Genomic DNA, 22,591 nt, shown 5'->3' with positions numbered 1-22,591 from the left:
ACCCGCCAGGAGGTGTGGGACGGTGCCGTGATCGATGTCGATGTGCATGCGAACATTCCCCAGATCGAGGCGCTCTTTCCCTACCTCGACGAGCTGTGGGTCGATTGGATCACCGAGCGCGCGTGGCGTGGTCCCGTCATGCCCAACCACCACTACCCAGTTGCGAGCGAACGTGCCGCTCGACTGGAGTGGCGCCCTGAGGGCGCCGGACCCGCCACGAGCGTGGGGCTCCTGCAAGAGCACATCCTCGACCCGTGGAACGTCGACAACGCCATAGTCAACTGTTATTACGGCATCGAGGGGCTGCGTCATCCCGACTGGGCGGCGGCGCTGGCGAGCGCTGTCAACGACTGGCTGATCGACCAATGGCTCTCGAAGGACGACCGGCTGAGGGCGACCATGGTGATGCCCGCGCGCGACACCGCAGCAATGATCAAAGAAATCCGCCGCGTGGGGGACCACCCGGGGTTCGTGCAAGCGTTCTTTCCGACGCGGAGCGACAACCTGTGGGGTCAGCGGCAGTACCACGGCGTGTTTCGTGAGCTCGCCGCCCGCGACCTCGTCGTGGGGCTCCACTACGGGGGTACGACCGAAGGCGCGCCGTCGTCGACGGGGTATGCGAACTACTACGTCGAGCAGTACGGCGCCGAGTGGCAGTCGTTCGCCACTCAGGTCACCAGCCTCATCTCCGAGGGCGTGTTTACCGACATCCCGGCTTTGCGCGTCTCCGTGCTGGAGGGTGGGTTCCTGTGGTTCCCCGTGTGGGGATGGCGGATGAATAAGGAGTGGAAGGGTCTGCGGCGCGAGGTTCCGTGGCTCGACCGTCCTCCGCTGCACATCATGCGCGATCACTTCCGATTCTCGACCGCGCCGATCGACGCGGGTCCGCCGGAGCTGATGGCCAAAGCATTGCAGTGGATCGGCAATGACGACATGCTCATGTTTGCCACCGACTATCCGCACCGTCATGATGATGACATCGCCGGTTTCCTCTCCCTGCTGTCCGCGGAGGCGCGCGCCAAGGTGATGGCCGAGAACGCGCGGGAGTGGTACCGGCTCTGATGACGATGCGAGCGCGGACGGGAACGCAGTGATGATCGACTCACATCGCGAGCAGTTCGTAGAGGTGTTGTCGCGCATTCGCGGCCGCGACGTCGCCTCGGTCTCCGCACGGGTCGAGACCGAACTGGCCGAGCTGGCCGTCGTCGCAGATGTCGACGACGACCAGCTTGCGTCGGTGTGGGACCAGCTACTCGAGGCGTGCATCGAGAGCACCCGCGACCGCACCGTGGTGGCTTGGGAAGAGGCTGCGTTGTTCGGGGAACGCGCCGCGAATTCTGGACAGTCGCTGTCTGAGAGCCTGAATCTGGTGCACGGGCTCCGTCACCTCGCGATGGAGTGCCTGCGAGAGCAGGCCACGGCTGACGACATCGACGAAATCTTCGTCATCGCCGGCTTCAATGGCATCGCTGAGACCATGAGCCGTGCGCTCCTCGACTTCAGCGCCGGTTACTTCAACGCCGAGATCGCTAATCAGGCCAGGCTACGCTCCCAGCAAGACGAGTTCGTGTGGAGCATCCTGACAGGCTCCGCCGAGGAGGTCGACGCCTTTAACCGCCTCGGTGCATACGGTCTTGACAGTGCCGCCGACTACTGGGCATTCAGAGCCCAGGTCGGCACCAACGAGGATTACGCCGATTTCGAGGAGCGGCTGGGACTCGCCGGTCAGGGTGCCGGACGCCGAGGGGTTTCAGCGGTCACCGGTGGTGAGGTGTGCGGTTTCGCCATCGCACCCCCGGTCACGGGAGGCAGCGGCCGAATCGGTGTCTCGGGCCCCGTGCAGATCTCATCGCTGCCGTCGGCGTTCCGACGTGCTACCCGGGCGTTCAACGCGGCGAAGATCGCCGGCATCGCAGGGGTGCAGAGCCTCGAGTCGCTTGGCATCGTTGCATCGATCATGGGTGACCGCGACATCGCCGACGTGACCACGGCGACGTATCTCCAGCCTTTGCGCCGACTCGGCGAGTACGGTGACACGCTCCTCGAGACCGTCCGGTGCTTCATTGAGAACGACTGCCAGGTCGATGTCACTGCTGACGCTCTCGCTCTGCACGTCAACAGCGTGCGCTACCGTCTGACAAAGGTCGAGTCAATCCTGGGTGTGTCAATGCGCGAGACCAAGACCCTTGTCGAATTCTGGTGGGTGCTGCAATTGCCTGACGGTCTGACTCTGGCGAAGTCCTAGCCGGTTCCTCATCAGTTGCTGAAATGGAAGTCAAATGACCACAATCGGTGAACCCGCACCGCACTGCACGTTCTACGATCAGGACGGCTCCTCCGTGACCGTCGCCGACTTTCGAGGGTCGTGGGTTGTGCTGTGGTGGTACCCGGAGGCAAACACGCCCGGATGCTCACGCCAGGCATCGTCCATAGAAGCGAGCCTTGACGCCATCACGCGTGACGGCACGGTTGTTCTCGGTGCTTCATTCGACCCCGCGGAAAAGAACGATAGCTTCGCCTGTGACAAGGGCCTGCGGTACCGGCTCCTGTCGGACCCTACCCGAGAGGCGGGCGCCGCTTATGGCGTTGACCGCACAGGCGAGGAAGAGTCGAGCGATCGAGCTGCTCGGCACACCTTCGTCATCGATCCGCGCGGGACGCTTGCGTTTCGGGAAGACGCGACCAGCCTCGACCTCGCCCGGTACGGCGAGCACGTGCTGGAAGTACTACGTGATCTAAAGGACGGCTGACGTCGGGATTTCCCGGTCAAACTCGGTGGGCAAGCCAGCAAGACAGCGCTGCGCCGTATGTGGAGCACATCAGCAGTGCACGGCCGCCCTACCCGCCCGAGAGGTCATTGCGGCCGGACCTTGCTGTCGCCGTGGCGGTGATGGATTGCGGCTAATGCGGCCGGGCATAGCGGGTCTGCGGTCCTGCCGGCAGGGCGACGAGCGGCATGGCGTCGTTGAGCCGCTGCGCGACGGCATCCAAATCGTCGTCGAAGAGATCGGCGTAGGTGTCGAGAGTCATCGCTGCCGACGCATGCCCGAGCATCCGCTGCACAGCCTTCACGTTCGCGCCCGAGCTGATGGCGAGCGATGCGGCCGTGTGACGGAGGTCGTGCGGAGTGAGCTGCGGAATCGACGGGTCGATTGCCTGCGCGCGCTTCACCGCGTTCGCGAACCAGCCTTGGCTGCCAGAGTTGCGCATGTGGTTGACCCCGTCGCCGAAGAGCAGCCCTTCCGGACCCTTGCCCGCGCAAGCTTCCTCGATCATCGGAGCGAGCCGCGGCGGGTACGGAACCGAGCGCCGCTCGTGCGTCTTGGGAGTGCCGACATGGATCTCGTAGGCGATCATCACCGCGTTCTCCTCAATGACAAAGCGGCGACGCAACCGATTCACGCTGCGCACGCGCAGTCCCGTCGCCTCGCCCCAGCGCAGGCCTGTATACGCCAGCGTCAGGACCATGGTCGGATGCGCCGAGCACGCGGCCAGCGTCGCCACCTGGTCGTGCGAGAGGTAGACGCGGCGCTTGCCCGGACCATTGCGAGGCAGATTGCGAATATGGCGGGCCGGATTGTTCGTCAATCGCCGATCGTCGATGGCGACATCGAGGATGCCGGCGAGGACCCCCAGAGCGCGAAGGACGACGGTGCGCGACTTCTGCGTTGCGAGCTCTGATACCCAGTCCTGGACTTCAGATCGCCTGATCGACCAGATCTCCCGATCTGCCCACATCGGAGCGACGTGATTGCGCCACGATTGCTCGAGCGTCGTGTAGTACGACGGCTTCGACATGGGCGGCTGCTTCGAACGCAGCCTACGGCGAACATGCGGACCGGAACCCGCGACGAGGACGGGTCGATGTACTCGCCCTTCGACTTGGACACTGTGACCATGGAGAGATAGAGCTGCGGCTTCACGCATCGTCGTGAAGCCGCGCTTCTGCGTCTCGGTGTGATCCGGCTTGCGATAGCGCACGCGGTAGCGGCGGCCCTTCGCCGTCTCGTACGGGGTGATGTAGCCCATCTCGACCTCCGTTCGGTGCGGATTGATCGTCCGTCTCCGGACAGTGTCGGTCACCGATCGGTCGTCGTCAACGCGACTGAGACGAGATGTGGATAGATGTCGGAGGACGTCGCCAACCGTCGTTGACGCAGAGGGTGGCGGGGCGGCTTCAGAATCCCCGTGAATTGGAGCGCTTCTGTAGGTAGCCCCGCTTGCTGCAAAGGTCCTGCCAGGCCTCTTCGTCGACCTGCGCGAAGAGGCGGCCTCGCACGCGGCAGACGTGTGCCCAGCCGTCCCGGCTGACCAGATCTTCTGACGGTACCGACCCGCTGTTTATGGCACGCAATACCTGTGCGTCGCTCCAGCTGGTGATGCTCATGGGTGTAAGTCCTTTGAACTCGCTCTCGTCCTCAGAACCTATCCAAAAGGTGGGTCGCGATCGCCTCACTGAGCGGTATCGGAACAGCGTTGCCGATCTGCCGCGCGATCGCCGTCTTTGAGCCGACGAACCGGTGCGTGTCGGGGAAGCCTTGCAGCACAGCGGCCTCGTAGTGGGTGATCGCGCGATTCTCCGTGGGATGCAGATAGCGGCCTTTTTCGGGCTTGAAGAACTCGGTACGTATCGTCACCGATGGTTTGTCCCAATGCAGTCGACCCATGACGTCGCCGGACCCGCTCTTGTGCCCGATCCAACATGGCGCCTTGAGTCGATCCGGCAGGTCGAACCTGTTGCCGCCCTCTGGAATCTCGGGGAAGCGAAGTTTGGAAATCTCGGCGTAGTCGCGACCGACGTGAAGCTCGAACGGGCGGAACACCCCGGGGAGCTCGACACCGAAGAAGGTCTTGAACCGGTCGTCGAGCCTGGTCTCGGTGACGGTCGGGACGATGTTCTTGAATGCTTGGCGCACGGTGCGATGCCGCCCTACGTGCGTCGGCTCGGGGATCCCGATCGCGGGCAGATCGCGGTGGCGGCCGATCAGGATCGCACGCTTGCGCGCCTGGAACGCGCCGTAGTCCGCCGCGTTGAGGATGTCCCACTCGAAGGTGTAGTCGCGCAGGAGCCCGTCGGACTGGGTCGACTCGCTGAAGTCCCGGAATTGCTGTGACTTCGCGAACGCCGCCACGTTCTCGACGACGAAGTACCTCGGCTGAGCGCGGAGGATCGTCGCCGCGTACTCCTGCCACAGGTAGTTTCGCGAGTCACCGCTGTCACGCTTTCCGAGCATCGAGAAGCCCTGGCACGGCGGGCCGCCGACGATGACATCGATCTGCGGGACGTCCTCCTCCTTCAACCACGTCTCGATCCCGCCGCGATAGACGAGGTCAGGGCCGAACGTGGCCGCGAAGGTCGCGGCGGCGGCGGTGTCGAGCTCGACGGCGCGCTTGACTCGGTAGCGATCCGATGCGGCATGGAATCCGGCCGTGAGACCGCCAGCACCGGCGAACAGGTCGAGCACCGAGATGGTGCGGGTCGCGCTCGTGTCAGTCGTCGGGGTCTCGACGTGCACCGGCGCCTGCAGAGTCATCGGGTCAAATCTACTGTGGAGGGGAGGAGGTTCAGCGGATGCCGGACAGCGAGTCGGACGCCGTCCCTCGTCGTGCCGAATCCTGGGCGAGCACACCGGGTTCGCGTGCGTCGATGCAGTCGAACCGCGGCCGCGATACGGCTCCCGAGTTGGCTGTCCGACGTCGCCTGCATGCGATGGGCCTCCGCTATCGGGCGTCGGTGCGTCCGATGCCGAATCTACGTCGAACCGCGGACATCGTCTTCACGAGAGCGCGCATCGCGGTCTTCATCGACGGATGCTTCTGGCACGGCTGTCCGGAGCACTATCAGGCCCCCGTACGCAACGGTGACTTCTGGCTGGCGAAGCGCCAGCGGAACCGAGAGCGGGACGCCGAGACGGATGCGGCCCTTACTGCCGCCGGGTGGACGCCGCTCCGGTTCTGGGAGCACGAGGTGCGTGCCGATCCCGCACTCGTGGCCGCCACTATCGCCGCAGCTGTGCGCCGGTCGATAGCCTGACGACATGGCTGACAGATCTTCGCTCAAGGGCTGGGTACTCGCCGCACTCCGGGAACTCGACGGCGAAGGCAAGATCGTCGAGGTCTGCAAGATCGTCTGGCGCGATCACGCAGACGAACTCGAGGCTTCCGGCGATCTGTTCTTTACATGGCAGTACGACATCCGCTGGGCGGCCCAGTACCTGCGCGACAACGGCTATCTCGTATCGGTGCAGAGGCGTCGCGACGCACCGTGGGTGTTGAGCGAGCTTGGCCGTACGACAGATCCGGATGCCGCGGCCGAAGCCGCCGGACGTCGCTGAGGCTCAGCTGAGGAGGAGCGCGCTCGGCGCACCCTTCCAAGTGACTACGAGCTCGTCCCGCGCACGGCTCGCGGCGACATAGAGCAGCGAGCGGAATTGCCTGTCCTTGTCGGGCTTGTCCTCTTCCGGCACACCCTTGTATGCCGCCGGTGGCGGGAAAAGCCCGTCGGAGACGTCGAAGAGCACGACGCGCGAGAATTCCATGCCCTTCGCGGTGTGCATCGTCATCGCGACGGGCTGGCCGCCCGTGACCCGCGGTTGTGTGATGAGCGCGACCGATACATCCCGCTGCCCGAGCCCCTGCTGAACCTTCTTGGCTGCGTTGTTCGAAGACGCAAGGATTGCGATCGTCTCCTTCCGCACGCCTTCGTCGATCCACCGCGAGATGTCTGCGGCGATCATGTCCAGTTGTTCGGCATCCGACTTCGCGGCGTGCATGGACGGCTTGGGTCCGCTGCGCGCCGATCGATAGCCGGCGGTCGACACCTCGAGGCCTTCGGCATCCTCGTACTCCTCACCAGCGAGCACCCCGAGGGCGAATCGCAGGTTCTCGAGCGTCGTCCGGTAGTTGAGCGTGAGGCGGCGCGATCGCCCCTGAATCTTGATGCCATAGTGCTTGAGTACGGTCGGCCGACCGTAGATCCGCTGGTGGCTGTCGTCCGCGATGAAGAGGTCGTTCGGGCCCTCCTCCACGATCGCGCGCATGAGCTTCCACTTCGACGGTTCCAGGTCCTGGCCCTCGTCGACGAGCACATGATCACCGAAGACGGTCCCGCTCGTCGTCAACCAGTGGGCGCCGATGGCGGCGATCTCGCCGTAACCCAGCTGGTTCGCGATGCGCTGGTCTTTGCGCATCTGCTCGACGACGGCCCAGACCGACGCCCGCTTGCCGCGGTCGAGTGCCACTCCGCGCCCAGGACGCCGCACGGTGAAGTATGCGTCGGCATCCATGATCGCGTTCGGGAGCACGACCTGCGCGTACTCGTCCTCGAAGAACGGCTTCGACTGGAGCGAGATGGGAAGCGCGGATCCCGCTTGGGTGATCGCGGCCGGCCATTCGGAGTCAGCGGGTGATGCCGTCCTTTCACGTGTGGAGCCGATGGTCGCGAGCGCGGATGCCCCGAACTCGTCGCCCGCGCGGAGGCGCACCTCGGCCGCGAGTTGATCCACTCCTCGCACCAGTACCCCGGCGTCGCCAAGCTTCTCGGCAATCGGAACCGTCGGATCGAGGCGTTCGAGATCGCGCCGCAGGTTCTCGGCGAGGGCGCGGGTGAAGGTCGTGAGGATCACCCGCGCGCCCGGGGTCGCCAGCGCAAGCCGGCGGGCGCGATGCAGGAGGACGACGGTCTTGCCTGTTCCCGCGCCACCACTGAGGCGGAACGCGCCGGAGTAGTCCCTCTCGACGTACTCCCGCTGTTCGGGGTGCAGGAACACCCGCCACGCGCCGAAGTCGCCGTCTTCGATGATCCGTCGCAGTTCCTCGCTGTCGGCCGCGTAAGTGAACTGCATGCGGGATGCCGGATGCTCCAGCGCCGCGAGCACCTTGGTAGCCTCGTCGGCGTCGGGAGCGATCTCCACGGGCTTGTCCAGACCGAGTTCAGCCTTGATGACATGCAGAGCTTCCCGCGCGGCCATCGACAGCAGGACTTCCTGCTGCCAGGGGGTGTCGAGTTCCTCCGCAAAGGCGAGCACGGCGTCTTCGTCGGTGAGCTCGAACGCCGCGTCGGCCAGTTTCTGCGGGAATCCGAACTGCTCGGTGAGGTCGGTGACGAAGTATCCGAGTTCGGTGAACAGCGGCTTCGACGCCGAGGCGACCGGCGGAGTGGATTCGGCGGCGGGAGCCGACACATCTGGTTCATGCGCCGCGATGGCCTCGCGCAGCTCGAGCACCCCGTTGACCGGGTTCACGTGGAGGGCGAGGTTCTTGGCCTTCTCGGTGCCCTCGTCATGGTTCCACGTGCCGGCGTAGATGTAGTGGGTGTCACCCTGCGGGGGATCGATCCGGAACAACACCGCCCGAAGGTGGATGTCGACGCGTCCCGTGCGCGCGCGCGAATCGACGGATCCGTTGATCGGCTCGATGTGAAGGCCGGGTGTCGCGTCGCTCTCGCCGAGCTTCTCCAGGAAGGTCTGGATCTTCGCCTTCACGTCGTTCCCGTGCTTCGGATGCTTCTTCGCAGCGATCGTGATCAACGGCATGTCAGGTTCCTCCGATCAAGGCGGTCACATCGGCGGCGAGGTTCACGGACTTCGGGTCGATGAGGGTCCAGCCGTCCGCTTCCAGCATCTCGTGCTCGCCGTCCTGCAAATCGAGCGCGATCGCGACCTGCGGCCTCGGCCATGCAAAGGAGAGTGGGATGCCGCCGGCCGCCTCCACGCCCATCTCAGGCTGCGGAACAACGGCTGCAGCGAGTTGCTCGATCACCGCGAGTTCGCCGTCTCTGGCGTGTTCCGCCAGGGCGGCCCACTCCGCGGGGAGCTCGACGGAGGTCGCGGCAGACGCGACGGCGGACACGGTGGCGAGTCGCGACCTCGTCGTGACCTCGACCCCCGACATGTCGCTGCGCCACCCCACGATGTTCGACAGGTGCAACCAGAGCCGCCATGCGCGATCGAAACCGGCGGTCGCCAAAGCTTCGTCGCGATCGTCGAGCACGAGGGCGAACTCGGTGGTGCCGTGTTGCTTGAGTCGCGTGGTCGACACGAGAGGACCGTGGGCAGTGACCCAGTCGGGGGCCGAGACCGTCGTCTTGGGCAGTCCCTCGGTGAACACCCGCGCGGCGCGCTCGCGCGCCGACTCGGCGCCGAACGGCGTCGACACCGCGCCCTGCCGCAGGATCATCGGCAGCACCCTCGCGACAGTGTCGCGCCGCTTCGCTTCGTCGTCCGGCCTCTGCATCCACTCCATGAGCAGCGTGACGGGATCGACGGTCAACTTGCCGAGTTGTGAGAGGGGAAGCTGTGCCTGCGCGGCCACTTTCTCCGCCCACGCCGGGACGAACCAGGATGCGTCCAGGTTGTCGCCGGTGAGATCGGCCCACGTGACGGCCACCACTCGATACCCCAGACCGCGCGCGGCGCTCCGCTTGTCGGCGTCGTCGCCGAGCCGGTTGTGCCCGACCGTGGCATGGAATGCCTTGCCGTCGGTGTAGATCGCGATGGGCTCGGCGCCACCGCCGAACTGCTCCAGGACGAAGTCAGGCTGGGTGGGTCCGAGGGGTACCTGGGGACGCAGCATCCAGATCCGGGAGTCACCCGGGAACGACACCTGCACTTTGTTGCCCCAGTCGCCGGGGATCTCCTTCACGGTGCCGCCGAGCGTCTTGGCACGCTCGATGAACGTCTGGCGGAAGAGCTGCTCGATGACGGACTCACCGAGCGGGACGCCCGGGTCCACGTCCGTGACGTCGAAATGCGCGGCGGGAGCATCCTCGGACACGTCGAGCAGCTTTGCGAGAGCTTGCTCAGCCGACGCACGCGAGAGGGTCGACGTTCCGGGAGCGAACGGCAGAAGGCAGCGGTGACACGCGGTGCGCTGCTCGTTCTGGCACTCGCAGTCCTTGAGCACATTCCATGCTGCGGTGAGGATGCCGCGCAACCGGGTCGGGTCGGCGAGTTCGGCGAGATATCCGGTTCCGCCGGGAACGGTGTCGTGCACCAGCAGGGCTTGGGCGGTGCCACCGTCGTCTCCGCCGAGGGGTTCAGTGACCGGGACGATCCGCAAGTGATCGGGGTCACCGCCCATCGACTCGCGGAGACCGAGCAGCACGGCGGCGCTCAGGCTCGGGACCACGACGCCGTCGCCGAGCGTCAGTGCGGGCGGCAGACGGAGGAAGATGCCCTGCGTGACCAGCGTGCGTGTGAGTGCGAGAGTGACCGTCCGCTCGGATGCCTGGTCGCGGCGGGGGCACCACGGACGATGGTCGCGCCGGTTGTTGCCGCCGGCCTGCGAGTCGAGCTGGCCGCACGTGTCGCACACACGGAACAGGGGGCCGGTGACTTCGGCACCGGCGAGCAACCTGCTCGGGCCGCTGCCGGAGCGCTTGCCCACGTTGATCCAGCGGATCGTGAGATCCCGCGCGTAGGTGACGCCGAATCCGGTGCCCTGGTCGTACCAGCGTCGGACGATGCCCGCGGGGTCGAGGTCGGCCGCGACCTTCACGGTGAAAGCGGTGCGCCGCCGGTCGTCGCTGCGATCGCCGATGACCGCTTCGTCTCGTCGGGCGACGGCCGACACGGTCTTGAGTTCGGCGACCGGCATCCGCTGCGCGGTATCCCCGATGCCCTTCGACCGACAGCGCGGGCACTCGGTGACAATGCCGTCGGCGGCGCGCCGAGCGAACCCGCACGCGGGGCAGAAGGTCCAGTCCTCGACCGCCTCGCCGCCGGGCCCGAGATCGACCGCGTCGACGGGGATCTCGAGCCCCTGGGCGTAGAAGTACGAGCCCGGGGCGAGCTCGTGGATCGCCACTGCCGCCCCACGTTCGTAGGCGTACGTGTCGTCGTGCCACTCGGACGTGTCGGGGTCGATCCACGACACCGCCGCGTCGAGACGCACCGAGTCGTCGAGGAGCGTGTAGTTCGGCAGAAGGCCGAAGCGCTCCAGTGCGCTTATCCAGTAGTCGTCGGTGAGGGCAGTCTGCTGCGCGCGAAGCATCCGATCCGCCGCCTGAGCGGCGCGGAAGGCGTCCTTCGCGTCGCTCTCGACGCCGAGCTCCGCCGCTTTCTCGAGGTCGGGGAGTGCGTTGCCGATTTCTGTACGCCGCCGGGTGACGGTCTGCAGCTCGACGTTCCAGCGGTGCACGGCATCGCGGACGGATGCGGCGAGACCCGACGTGCCGGGCTCTCCCGGCGGGGTGACCCACTCGCGCAGACGGTCGGCGGCCGCCGAACCCAGGCTCGGGAATGTGCCGAGGAACGCCTCGACGAGGTCGGCCGCGCTCTCGTCGGCGAAGGCGACGGCGTCACCGAGGAACGAGCCCGACTCGCTCGTCTTCAGAACGTCGCGTGCCTTCTGTACGGTGTCGGCTTCGGCGGAGCGACGGTCGAGGATCGATGCGAAGTACTGGCGTCTCAGGATCTCCTGGGCGTCGACGAAAGTCGCCGGGGGGCGCACGGCGCCGTTGATGACCGACAGCGGATCGCCTATGCGGGGAAGCTGATCGCCGCGCCCGGTCACCGTCGCAACCGACAGCGCGTTGCCGGTCAGGCGTCCAGCACGCCCGACGCGCTGCAGATAGGAGGCGACGCTGCGAGGGAGACCCGCGAGCATGACGGTCGACAGGTCGCCGATGTCGATACCCATCTCGAGCGTCGGCGTCGCGACGAGAACGTTCGGTGCCGAGGGGTCGCCGGACGACAATTTGAACCCGTTCTCGTATTCGAGCCGGATCTTCGTGTCGAGCAGGCTCGTGTGTTCCCGCGCCACGACGCGTCGCATCGATCCTTTGTCGTAGAGCGTGCGGTAGTAGTTCTCCGGGGAGCTCGCCGCGGGGACAAGGGTTCCCGGGCACCGCGCCGAGACGCAGGGCCCGCCGCGGAGTTGACCGAGCGCGTCCGCGGTGCCGGTCACCGGATTGCGGCACACGTCGCATTCGAGGCGCAGGTCACCGCGGGTGAGGGCCACGCCGTCGACGGGTTCGACGACGATCGCCGACGGCGGCAGCAGGTATGCCGTCGCCGCGCCGCCCGACACGGGGTGCGAGCGCACAAGCCCCGTCCGCTCGAGTTCGGCTAGCAGCGCCGACGTGAGCCGCACTCCGTCGGTGGGGGTCGAGCCGAGCACCTTCCTCGCCCAGATCGCGTACCAGCTCTGGGCCGACGACACGACGTCGAGGTGTGTGCGCTTCGCGTCGTCGCCGGTGGGTGCGTGCGGGCCGACGCGCGGGTAGCCGGGGGCGTCACGGCCGGGTGGGAACGCCGGCATCCCGACTCCGCGCGGCCTGCCGCCCCAGATCGGCCAGCGCTTGCCGTCTTCCTCGATGTAGCGGGTGAACCACTCGTGGCCGATGGCGCCGCGGTCGCGCATCCGCTCGAGCACACCGCGCACCCACCGCACGACGACCTCATCGGGGCTGGAAGCCGGGTCGAGGCCGCCGATCACGCCGTCAGCCGGTGTCTCGTCGAGCACCTTGCGGCCGGCCGCGCGCATCGACGCCTCGGTCGTGGAGACGGATGCCGCGAGGCTGCCGGTCAGTTCGAGCGTGCGTCCGACGCGCGACTGCAGGCCGAACTCCATCGCGAGGTCGAACTGCAGCCGACGCTTGACGCGCGTGAGTACAGCGGCTGGGACGCTGCGGAGCGTCGGCGCCTTCCAGAACTCGATGAACTCGTCGCGGTCGACCAGGTCGGGCGGCAGCAGTCGGTAGCGGGCGTCGGGGTCGTCTCCGGCATCCTGCACGAGGAGGTTCGCGATCTCGTCGAGCGGCGCCGAATCGTCGGCGATGCCGTGACGGATCGCGTTGCGCAGCGCGAACACGTGCGCGCGGCTCTGCACGAAACCGGCGCGGTGCGCGGCATCCTGCACACTGTCGGTGAAGACGAGTGCCTTCTTCTCGGCGCGGTCGAGGTCGGCGTCGCCGAACAGGGTCGTGACGACGACAGAGAGCATGGTCGCCATGGCACTGCCGAGGAATCGGATGCCGTCACGTCGGCCGCATGCGGGGCACATGTCGTCGCGCGAGTCGTCGTCGACCTCGCCGGTGGTCAGCGCGAGCACGGGGAGCGCGGTGCTGTCCTCAATATCGGAGGGCGGAGCTGTGAGGAGTGCGCGATGCTCGTGGTCGAACCAGGCGAGACCCTGCACCGGGTCGCCGCCGAGCGAGGCGTCGGCCTCGACGGGAGCGTGGAGGAGCGCACGGAAGCGACTCTTGGTGTCGCGCGCCGCGTGATCGCGCCGGATGTCGTCGTCGGTCGCCGAGAGTTCGTTGCCGACCGGCGCGAGCTGGACGCCCCAGCCGCTGCGCCCGCAGTGACGGCAGTAGACCGCGGGGAACCAGTTCGTCTCGACAGAGTCGTCGTGGCCGGGCGCGACGGGGCCGTCGTCGGCCCAGTGGAACCGCGCCGTCGACGTGGCGGCGCGGTCGATGCGCGTGAGTTCGCGGATCCACAGGTGCAGGTCGATCGACAGCGCGTCCCGACCGACTCGCGCGCGAACATAGCTCAGTGCGGCGAGGACGCGCGTGATGAATATGCGACGTTTACTGCTCCGCTGTTCGAAGGTCTCGGTGATGCCGAGGCCGGGGGGAAGCAACTCATCGGCGAGTCCGTCGATGTCGATCGCGGTCTCTGCACGTTGTGCGATCGCCTGGACGAGGGGATGGGATGCCACCGACGCGAGGAGATCCCCGTCGGAGGCGTTCGACCAATCGACGGCCGAGCCTTCCTCGAAGAGTGTGATCAAAACACGTTGGGCGAGGATCCGCGATGCGATCTCTTCGCCTTCGGTGTGCAGCGCGACGATCTGTGCCACGAGGGAGTTGTCGAGCGCGCGGGGTCGGCCACCCAGCTGGGTTCCGCCTGCGCGCGAGCCGTTGACCCACTGACGCATCGACTGGCGGGTATCGCGCACGACGCTGTCGGCAGGGAACGGGGTGCCGAACACCGTCTCGGCGAACGCGAGCATGCGCGCGGGATCGCCGTCGTCGCCGAGGGTCGCGCTCGTCGCGACTGGGGTCACGTCGCCGAGCGGACCGCTGCCGGTCGGCTCGGGTGATCCGGCCGGGCGCAGGCGTCGCAGCGTCAGGCCGAGGCGTCGGAGCAGCATCGCCACGTCAGTGCCCTGAGCGCCGTCGTAGGTGTGGAATTCATCGAGCACGAGGTACTGCAGACTAGTCGCCGCGGCCGCGAGCAGCGGCTGGTCGGCGCTGCGCAGCAGCAGCTGATCGAGCATCTTGTAGTTGGTCAGCAGGATGTCAGGCGGCTCAGACCGGATCGTGTTCCTGTCGTTGATCAAGCCCTCTGCTGTCACCCGCGTGCGGGTGCGCCCAGTCTCACCGATGTAGATCGCGGCGCGGACACCCTTGAGCGCATCGTGCCCACGGATCAGTTCGGCCAGGCGACGTGACTGGTCGTTCGCGAGCGCGTTCATCGGGTAGAGGATAAGCGCCTTGACTCCGGTGTCGCCCGCCGCCTTCGCGCGGATGACATGGTCGAGGATCGGGTAGAGGAACGCCTCGGTCTTGCCCGATCCGGTGCCCGTCACGACGAGCGTCGGCAGGGGAGCGGTCTTGACCGGCCCATCGGGCTGCTCGCCGAGGTTCGCCGAGCTTAGTCGCCGGAACGCCTCAGCCTGATGGCCGTACGGAGTGTGTCCCTCGTACCAGCCGAGCCCATCACGCCAGCCGGCGTCTGCTGCGCGGAACGGCACACGAGCGCGGACGTAGGGTCCGCGGAAGATGCCGTCATCGGGGTCGTCCAGGAAGTCACGGAGTGCACCCCGCGCCTCCTCGTCTGAGAGCGCGAACGTCGTCGTCAGGTAGTCGACGAGTCCGGATCGGACTTGGGCCGCCTGGCGCGAGGGCAGCAGTTCGCTCACGAGCGCTCCTGCAGGATCCGCTCGAAGTGCGCGTACGCCTGCCGCATGTCGGCCTCGCGGTCGAGGGTGACAAAGGGGAGGTAGTACTCGTACGTGTTGCCCGACCCGTTCGTCGCGGTTCGCTCTTCCTGTGTGATTGCGTCGCCCTTCTGGCGCCAGACCTTCAGAACCTCGTTTGGGACGACACGGCCGTTCGCATCGTAGAAGTAAGGGGACAGTCCACGGCCACGTTCGTAATCATGAAGGACGGGGAACTGCGTTCGATAGATCGTGCACAACTCGTCCGCAGATATGCCGAGCGATATCGCCACGATTGCGTCTATCTCGACGAGCGCCTGACGCCGGTCGGCAGCCCGCCGAAGTGGCGTCGACGGGGTCCAATGCGAATTTCCGGGCCACATTCCGCTGCGCCCTTTATAGTCCAGGCCGCCGGCCCAGGTGGAGTCCGTGGTGAGACTTTGGATCAGGGCGTTCCACACCGGTGCGTACGCGTCGGTGAGACACGTGAGCCTGGCAGCGCGGAGCGCGAGATGCCCAGTCAGTTGACCGATCGGAGAAGGCAGACGCTCAATAGTCCGCCGTCGAAGTGCCGACTTCGGCACCGCGCGGACCATGAAATCGAGTGGGAGTGAGACAAATGCGCCCAAGAGGGCGAGCAAGGTTGTCGCATCGGCATCGGGTGCTGCAAGGGAGTTAATCCCGTCGACATGCGCGGCACCCGGCGGGATCAGCGCAGCGCTGAGGGTGCGCTCGCCGGTGTTGGCCGCCATCGCTCGCCATGCAATCCTGAAGTAGCCGCGTGTGTCGATGTCTGTCTGCCGGTAGGCCGCGCCGTAGACGCCCGCGTCCACCGCTGGTTGATATGCGGTGATGGGATGCGCGTTTGATTGAAGCTCTTCGAGATCAACCAGCGACCAGTCCTTGTTGTTCTTGAGCGAAGGATTCGGATACTTGTAGAAGCTGGACCCCCCGAACAGGTGTGGACCCTGCAGGATCACTTGCTCCCAGGACTTCGGGTGCCCCCACTCCTTCTCGAAGTAGCCGCGGGTGAAGTCTGCGCCCTCGTCCCATCCCGTCGAGAAGATCAGCGGCAACGCACCGACGCGCTCAGCATTCGCTGTCTTGTTCATGGCGGAGGCGATCCCTGATGTGGGGGCGTAAACCATTCGGGTTCTGCTGGGAGACGAGTCGGCCGCGTCGAGCAACTCATGCCAGGCGGTGAGCGTATCCACGGTCACGGTCAGCACGCGAGCCCTGTGCGGGCGCACGTCCCACTCCCCATCGTCGGTTCGGAGCCCGGGTTCCGGCCCCGAACCGTCGTGCCTCAGCGAGCCCGTTACCGTCTCGGGATGGTACAAGTTCGTTGCCATGATGAAGTTTGGATCGGCCTCAGCCGAGTACACATGGACGCCGTAGCTCACAAGGTTGTGGATTTCGAATAGGCGCTTCTCGTTGATGAACTGCCAGTGCCTTCGCAACCGGCGGTACGCAGACTCGCGCAGGGCGCCAGCGTTTTCGTCCGTGAAATGTGTCTCCGGATGTATGAGTGCGGCTACCCCTTCTGGTCCGGCATGGAGCCAGGTCTGGGACATGAAGCATCGATAGAGATCTGGGCGAAGCCCGCGCAAGAAGGGGTACTGCGTGGCGCTTCCGATGAAGGCTCGAGTGCATACGACCTCGCTTTCATCACCAACGACGGCGTTCCGAGCGACGGGATCCTCAGCTAGAAGCTTCTTACGGTCTCGAGCAATCACTGCAGATGGCTTAGCCACGAGCGCCCACCACACATCGAATTCAGCCATTGCAGCCGCGGGGTCGAAGTCCGGCCGGACCCACGGCGGATTCCCCACCTGCAGATCAAAGCCACCCCGCGCGAAGACGCCCGCGAAATCGAGCTCCCAGTGGAAGAAGCCGTTCGCTGCGCTCACCTCACCCGCGACGCGTAACCAGGGGAACCCCGTCTCGATGTCATCGCTGGGCGCGGCGCCGGCGTACCCGAGGTCGACGGCCTCGGCATCCGCGAGGTTCCCCCAGCTGGTCGGCAGGCCAAGCGTCTGGGCACCTTCCCCACCGCGGCGCGGCTTCGCCTCGCTGTGACGGCCGAGCGTCGCCTCCAGTCCCTCGATCCACTCGTCGAGGGTCGGCGGTGTGACACCGTGCGTGATCGGATCGATGAGCGGCCAGAACCACAACGCACACCAGGCATCCATCACCCGGCGAAGCCGCTGGTAGGCGCCATCGGGGTCGCGCAAGAACGCCTCGATGTCGGCGCGGGAGACTACCGTACCGCCGACCTCCGTCATTGTGCGCGGGTCGTGCCACAGCGTGATGTCACGACTTACCTGCGCCTCGGCGATCTCGAGCCGGCGGAGGGTGAACTGCCACAGCATCTCGACGCGGTGCGAGAGCGCGGTCAGACGCTTGAGCTGCGTGTTCGTCGGCTTGCGGCGGATCGCACTACGCCACGCGCGGAGGGCGGCGTGAGCGTCAGGTGCCAGTTCCTTCGCCTCCTTGGCGTCGACCGCCGAACCCCACCCGTCGGCGGGGAGCAGGAAGTGGTGGATCTTGCCCGAGGTCGCGCTGCCGACGCTTCCCTCGTTCATGTCGTCGACGAGGGTCGACACCGGCACGTCGGCGGGGGTGTCGTTGAGCCACGCCTTGTCGGTCACCTGCTTCTGCGTGTACACCGCACGGCGCGCGCCGATGAGCGAGTTGCCGCGGCGAAGGCGCAGGCCGAACCAGGGCGCCTTGAGTCCGTCGACCATCGTGTCGAGCCACAGCGAGATCTCGGCGAGTTCGACGGCGGTGGCGTTGAGGTCGACGCCGTACACCTGGTGCAGCGCGATCGCGGCCTTCGCCTTCTGCAGCTCGCGCGGGCGCTCGTCGGGGTCGATGCGTTCACCGGTCTCGTGCTCGCGGCGGTCGAGGTACTGCTCGGCGAGCTGCCGCACCGCTTCGATGGCGAATGCGCCCGACCCCAGCGCCGGCTCGCAGACCGACAGCCCGAGGATCTCTTCGGCAGTCGTACGGTGGCCGTCCTGGTCGAGCAGCTCTTCGAGCGCCTGCGAAACGACGAACTTCGTCAGCACCTCGGGAGAGTAGTACGACGCGGAGGTCTGCCGTTCACGGCCTGAGAGGCGGAACACGAACTCCCCGTCGCTGTAGCGGCGCGGCTCCCGCCGGCCGAGGTCGTCCGGGGGCCCGAGCACGAAGTCCTTCGCCGCGATGCCGTCGGCCCGTGACACCGGAACGACCCATGAGCCCTTTGACCCGTCGCCGCCGGGCGCGACTTCGAGGAGCGGTTCCTTCGCGAAGAAGCCCGTGTACGACATCAGCCCCTCGTACACCGCCCCGAGCTGGTTGATGCCGAGGTCGGCGTAGGAGATGAAGCCGCGGTCGCGGCCCTTCTTCACCTGGTTCTCGCGGGTGAGCAGCAGCAGTTGCAGCACGCGCTGGAGCGCGCCGTCGCCGAGGCCGACCTCGTCAATCAGCGAGGTCGCCGCCTTCGCGAACAGGTCGGCGTTTAGCGGGTTGAAGGTCAGTCCTTCGCGCATGGTCTCGTCGGCCTCGTGTTGAACGCAGGCGTCGTGCCCGGCATCCACGAGTCGGAAGAGGGTCGCGAGCGAGGAGTAGAGGTGCGTGCGGTGACGCGACTCCTCGCCCAGTTCGACGAGCACGAGTTCGCGCAGACGGTCGAGGCCGTAGCCGAGCGCGTACTCGGGGGCGCCGACCGGCAGCACCTTCATCTCGGGCGAAGCCTCGGCGTAGAGGAGGAAGAGGATGCGGTAGAGGTAGCGCAGCGACTGGCGTGCGAGCACGTTCGCGTCGCTGTCGGGCAGCGGGTCGAGCCCCTCGGCCTTGCGGCGCCGGACGACCTCATTCGCGATGATCTCGATCGACTCGCGCACACCCTCGCGAAGGTCTTTCGAGACGCCGACGGTGTGCTTGACCGAGTCGTCCAGGGTTTCGGCCCACCACGTGGTGCCGTCGACGTCGGGTAGCACCGTCTCGCTGCTGAGCACGGCGACGGCGCGGTCGAACTCGCCAGCGCGCTTGGTGTCGTTGCGGTCGAGCGCGAGCTGCAGGTCGACGGCCAGGTAGCGGCCCTCGGCCCACCGGTCGCGCTCGGCGAGGAGCGCCCACGTGCCCGACAAGACCACGGCGAAGGCCGGCGTGTCGTCGCCGCTGAAGAGGTACGAGAGGCAGCGGGCGACCGAGGTGACCGCGTCAGCGTCTTCGGGGGTGAATGGCTCGAGGAGGGTTGCGGAATCCTTCGCCAGCAGATCGGAGAGGTCGTCCACACGCCGTGCGCGGACGACCGCCCCCGCGGGCGACTCCGGTGTGTCGGCGGGCGCGACCATCGTCACCGGACCGGTGACCGTGCGGTGCCAGCGTGCGTCGGCGTAGCCGAGGGCCGTGGCGAGGGGTGTGAGCACGGCGGAGTCGTAGGCCGCGGCATCCGTCGCCTCGCTCGCGAGAGCGCTCAGAAGGTCGCGTCGCACGCCGGCGAGGCGTGACGACGGCGTCTGCTCGCCGTCCTTCGCGCGCTCGTCCCATGACTTGCGGAGCGCCGCGACCCGAGACTGGAAGGACTGTTTCGTCGACTCGGTGTTGAAGTAGTGCTCGCTGATCCAGTCTTCGCCGACGACGAAGGCATCCGATGCCATTCTCAGTTCTCCTCGGGGACGATCACGAGCAACGGTCGGGCGAGCCGCCGCGCGGGCAGCATCGTCCGTGCGATCTCGGCCTCTTCGCGGACGCGGCGGGTGCGTGCGCGCAACTCTTCGATCTGCCGCTGCGATTCCGAGGCATCCACCCACTCCTGCACACGATCGGACCACTCGCTCACGCGGCGACGCACGTCTTGTGCCGCGGCCTCGGACGTCAGGCGCAGGTGCTCCTCGGCGGCGTCGACGGCCGTCGGGATGAGCTTCTGCAGGTCGTCGACGTCGCCCACGGGGGAGGGGTTGCTGCGGTCGTGCGTGACGCCGAGCTCGTCGAACGCCTCGGCGGCGTCGGCGAAAGGTTGCACCGACGTGCCGGAGACCGCGACCAGGTTCGTCGCGATGACCTGGCCGCGCTCGTTCGTGAGAGATCCCAGGACGAGGACCGTCGGCGCGAACACGTCACCGCGCACGACGAACACCTCATCGCGGCCGAGGCGGGCGAGGGTGCGATCGCCCGCCCAGTCGAGCACCGGATGCAGCGGGCCGAGGTAGTGGGCCTCGGGCCACAGCCCCTTCTGGTTCGAGCGGTCGTCGCGCGCTTCCTTGAGCGAGGCGTGCGCGAGCGTCGGCGTTATCGCGAGCTTCATGTCGTCGACGACGCGGCGGTCGGCGAGATAGGCCTGGGGGAGCACCGAAAGGCGCTGACGCAGATCGTCGGTCGGGCTGAGCTCCACCAGTCCATAGCCGGCGTGCTCGCGCCACTCGACGCCGCCCGCGGCCTGCGATGCGGCGGGGGTCTCGAAGACCTCCTCGAGCGCGGCGGCCAGGTAGGCGGCATCCGACGGGAACAGACCTGTCGTGATGCGCTCCGACACGGTCACCTCGGTGGTGGTGTCGACGTGGTGGTCTGCCTCATCGAGGATGAAGCTCAACCACGGGTCGGCGTCGTTCGCGGCGACCGCCTCGGGGGAGGGGATGACGTCTTCGAGGGACTGGCCCTTGCTGAGGGCGGACTCCACCGCCTTCTCTTCGGCGGCCACGCTGTAGCTGCCCATGAGTGCGCCGGCGTCTCCCAGTGCGCCGTGAGCCTCGTTCTCGCGCTTGACGAGGGCGGTGAGCACGCGCACGTCACCCGCGAACTTGTCGTGGCTCGGACGGAGCAGAAGCGTCGTGATCTGCGGCGCGTGGCGCTGCCCGTAGCGGTCGATGCGGCCGTTGCGCTGCTCAATGCGGATGAGGCTCCACGGGATGTCGAAGTGGACGAGCTCGTGGCACTGGGAGTGGAGGTTCACCCCCTCCGACGCGATGTCGCCGGTGACGAGGATGCGGATCGGGCTCGACGAGAGCTTGAAGGACTCGACGACCTCCTGCTGCTCGACGTCGGAGAGACCGCCGTAGAGGACGGCGACCTGCTCGGCCTTTAGGCCGAGGTGGGCCTGGAGCTCGCGTTGCAGCCAAAGGAGCGTGGGGACGCGCTCGGAGAAGATGACCGCCCGCATCTCGGAGGTTTTCGAGATGCCGATGCCCTTGAGGTATTCGATGAGCTTCTCGATCTTCGCGGACGGGCCGGCCGCGCTCGCCTGGGCGAGGGTGAGAAGTCGGTCGAGCGCCTCACGCTCGCGCTGCTGTGCGACGGTGAGCTCTTCGCCGAGCGTGCGGATGCGATTGCGTACAGACTCGACGAGCGCGGGCGGGCTCGACAGGTAGGCCTTCGCAAGGGTCCACGGGAACAGGCCCTTGTTCTCGCCCGAATACGGGCTTGTTCCCGCAGTCGGGTACAGCCAGACGTCCGCGAGCTCTTGAGCGACGGCATCCTCTTCCGGCGAGGCGTCGACGAGCAGATGCTGCAGCTCCTTGCGTTCCGCCCAGTCGTCACCGACTTCGCGCGCGACTTCGGCGGAGTGGCGGTGGCGACGAACGACGAGCCGGTCGAGCGCTGTGCGATCGATGTCGCCGTCGGGGCCGACCGCCGTCGGTTCGAGCAGGCGGACGAGCTCGGCGAACGACTCCTTGTTCCCGTTGTGCGGCGTCGCCGAAGCGAGGATCAGGGCCTCGGTGTTCGGCGCGAGGACCCGGGCGAGTGAGTTGTTCTGCGTACCCGAGCCGGTGAGGTTATGTGACTCGTCGATCACGACGGCATCCCACTGGTGCTTGCGGAGGTGGTTGAGGTAGCGGTCCTGTTTGAGCGTGTCCATCGAGATGATGACGCGCTTGTAGAGGCTGAACGGATTGCGCGTTGCCGGCAGCTTCTGGCGGACGCGCTGGATGCCGCCCGAATCGAGGCGGACGAAGGGCAGGGCGAAGCGGGTCCACATCTCGAACTGCATCTGCTCGAGCACGTGCTTGGGAGTGACGACGAGGATGCGCTCGCCGCGGCCCCGGCGGACGAGTTCGGACAGGATCATCCCGATCTCGATCGTCTTGCCGAGACCCACGGTGTCGGCCAGCAGGATGCGGGGGCGGAGGTTGTCATTGCTGAGCGCCTTGCGGACCGCGGAGCGCTGGTAACCGAGGGCATCGGTGAGCATCTGGGTCGAGACGGAGAGGCGGCCTTCGCCGAGGGGAATCGGCGTCTTGCGGAGCGTGGACTCGAGCCACAACCGCGAGCGACGGTACTTGGGGGAGTCGTCGGCGCGGACCTTCGTCTTGCGCGGGTCGTAGGGGACGATCTCGTCGAGGTGCTCATAGAACGCGGCGCGGGTGTCGCGCACGAGTTCGGAGAGCCCCGTGACTTCGATGAGGAGGCCGTCTTGCGTGGGGGACGCGTTTGTGACGAGCCAGTCCGCGTCGCGGACGCGGACCAGGGAGCCGGGGGCGACGTTGAGTGCGCTGCGCTCGGTCACCTCGGTGGCACTCACTCCGCAACACTCCCTCGTCCTGACACTCCACGACCTCGTCATCGTAGCCGGCCCGTCAGCGGCACCTGTCCGGGGCTCGGATCGGCCGACTCGCACCTAAGACATTAGGGGACTCTCATCTTTTGCCTATGCTCGAGAGGATTCGGGGCCGGTCGCGGGGGCGATGTCGGTGGTGGCCCCTAACGTCAGTCGGCT

At 66.8% G+C, this 22,591-nt stretch carries 12 protein-coding genes; 5 read left to right on the top strand and 7 right to left on the bottom strand.

All coding sequences use genetic code 11. The annotated features are described in order from the left end of the window. Positions 1–27: 27 nt before the first annotated feature. Genes ABD197_RS12375 through ABD197_RS12365 form a run of 3 tightly spaced genes read left to right on the top strand, consistent with a single transcriptional unit; the run spans position 28 to position 2,750 of the window. The gene (locus ABD197_RS12375; protein ID WP_344054961.1) at positions 28–1,062 is read left to right on the top strand and encodes an amidohydrolase family protein; all 1,035 of its coding nucleotides are present in this window, start codon (positions 28–30) and stop codon (positions 1,060–1,062) included. A gap of 31 nt (positions 1,063–1,093) precedes the next feature. Next, complete coding sequence (locus ABD197_RS12370) at positions 1,094–2,245, top strand: PucR family transcriptional regulator (protein ID WP_344055857.1); 1,152 nt, start codon at positions 1,094–1,096, stop codon at positions 2,243–2,245. A 34-nt stretch (positions 2,246–2,279) separates the two neighbouring features. Next, positions 2,280–2,750, top strand: coding sequence for a peroxiredoxin (locus ABD197_RS12365; protein ID WP_344054959.1), 471 nt, complete (start codon positions 2,280–2,282; stop codon positions 2,748–2,750). 151 nt (positions 2,751–2,901) lie between these two features. Here ABD197_RS12365 and ABD197_RS12360 read toward each other — a convergent pair whose 3' ends face one another. The 3 genes from ABD197_RS12360 to ABD197_RS12350 all read right to left on the bottom strand — a co-directional run bounded on the left by ABD197_RS12360 (position 2,902) and on the right by ABD197_RS12350 (position 5,534). Next, positions 2,902–4,029: a tyrosine-type recombinase/integrase gene (locus ABD197_RS12360; RefSeq protein WP_344054956.1), complete on the bottom strand. Its 1,128-nt coding sequence runs from the start codon at positions 4,027–4,029 to the stop codon at positions 2,902–2,904. A gap of 148 nt (positions 4,030–4,177) precedes the next feature. Then, positions 4,178–4,387 (bottom strand): hypothetical protein, encoded by a 210-nt coding sequence (locus ABD197_RS12355; protein WP_344054954.1) that lies wholly within the window; start codon positions 4,385–4,387, stop codon positions 4,178–4,180. Positions 4,388–4,418: 31 nt separating this feature from the next. Then, a complete protein-coding gene (locus tag ABD197_RS12350) occupies positions 4,419–5,534 on the bottom strand; it encodes a DNA cytosine methyltransferase (RefSeq protein ID WP_344054952.1) in 1,116 nt (371 codons plus the stop codon). Positions 5,535–5,572: 38 nt separating this feature from the next. Here ABD197_RS12350 and ABD197_RS12345 point away from each other — a divergent pair, with 38 nt between their 5' ends. Both ABD197_RS12345 and ABD197_RS12340 read left to right on the top strand, forming a co-directional pair. Continuing rightward, positions 5,573–6,034, top strand: coding sequence for a very short patch repair endonuclease (locus ABD197_RS12345; RefSeq protein ID WP_344054950.1), 462 nt, complete (start codon positions 5,573–5,575; stop codon positions 6,032–6,034). A 4-nt stretch (positions 6,035–6,038) separates the two neighbouring features. Next, a complete protein-coding gene (locus ABD197_RS12340; RefSeq protein ID WP_344054948.1) occupies positions 6,039–6,335 on the top strand; it encodes a hypothetical protein in 297 nt (98 codons plus the stop codon). A gap of 3 nt (positions 6,336–6,338) precedes the next feature. Here ABD197_RS12340 and ABD197_RS12335 read toward each other — a convergent pair whose 3' ends face one another. The 4 genes from ABD197_RS12335 to ABD197_RS12320 are packed head-to-tail and all read right to left on the bottom strand — an operon-like array spanning position 6,339 to position 22,396. Then, positions 6,339–8,534 carry a 3'-5' exonuclease gene (locus ABD197_RS12335; RefSeq protein ID WP_344054946.1) on the bottom strand — a complete coding sequence of 732 codons (2,196 nt, stop codon included), beginning with the start codon at positions 8,532–8,534 and terminating at the stop codon, positions 6,339–6,341. A gap of 1 nt (position 8,535) precedes the next feature. Next, positions 8,536–14,871, bottom strand: a complete 6,336-nt coding sequence (locus tag ABD197_RS12330; RefSeq protein WP_344054945.1) for a DEAD/DEAH box helicase — start codon at positions 14,869–14,871, stop codon at positions 8,536–8,538. Further along, positions 14,868–19,538: a DNA methyltransferase gene (locus ABD197_RS12325; RefSeq protein ID WP_344054943.1), complete on the bottom strand. Its 4,671-nt coding sequence runs from the start codon at positions 19,536–19,538 to the stop codon at positions 14,868–14,870. Before ABD197_RS12325 ends, ABD197_RS12330 begins: the two co-directional genes overlap by 4 nt. Before the next feature lie 2 nt (positions 19,539–19,540). Further along, on the bottom strand, positions 19,541–22,396 hold the full coding sequence (locus ABD197_RS12320) for a helicase-related protein (protein ID WP_344054942.1): 2,856 nt from the start codon (positions 22,394–22,396) through the stop codon (positions 19,541–19,543). Positions 22,397–22,591: the final 195 nt, after the last annotated feature.

The sequence above is a fragment of the Microbacterium lacus genome (assembly GCF_039531105.1).
Taxonomy (GTDB): domain Bacteria; phylum Actinomycetota; class Actinomycetes; order Actinomycetales; family Microbacteriaceae; genus Microbacterium; species Microbacterium lacus.
The sequence above is the reverse complement of the archived record's forward strand: the minus strand, read 5'-3'. Positions and strand labels throughout refer to the sequence as shown.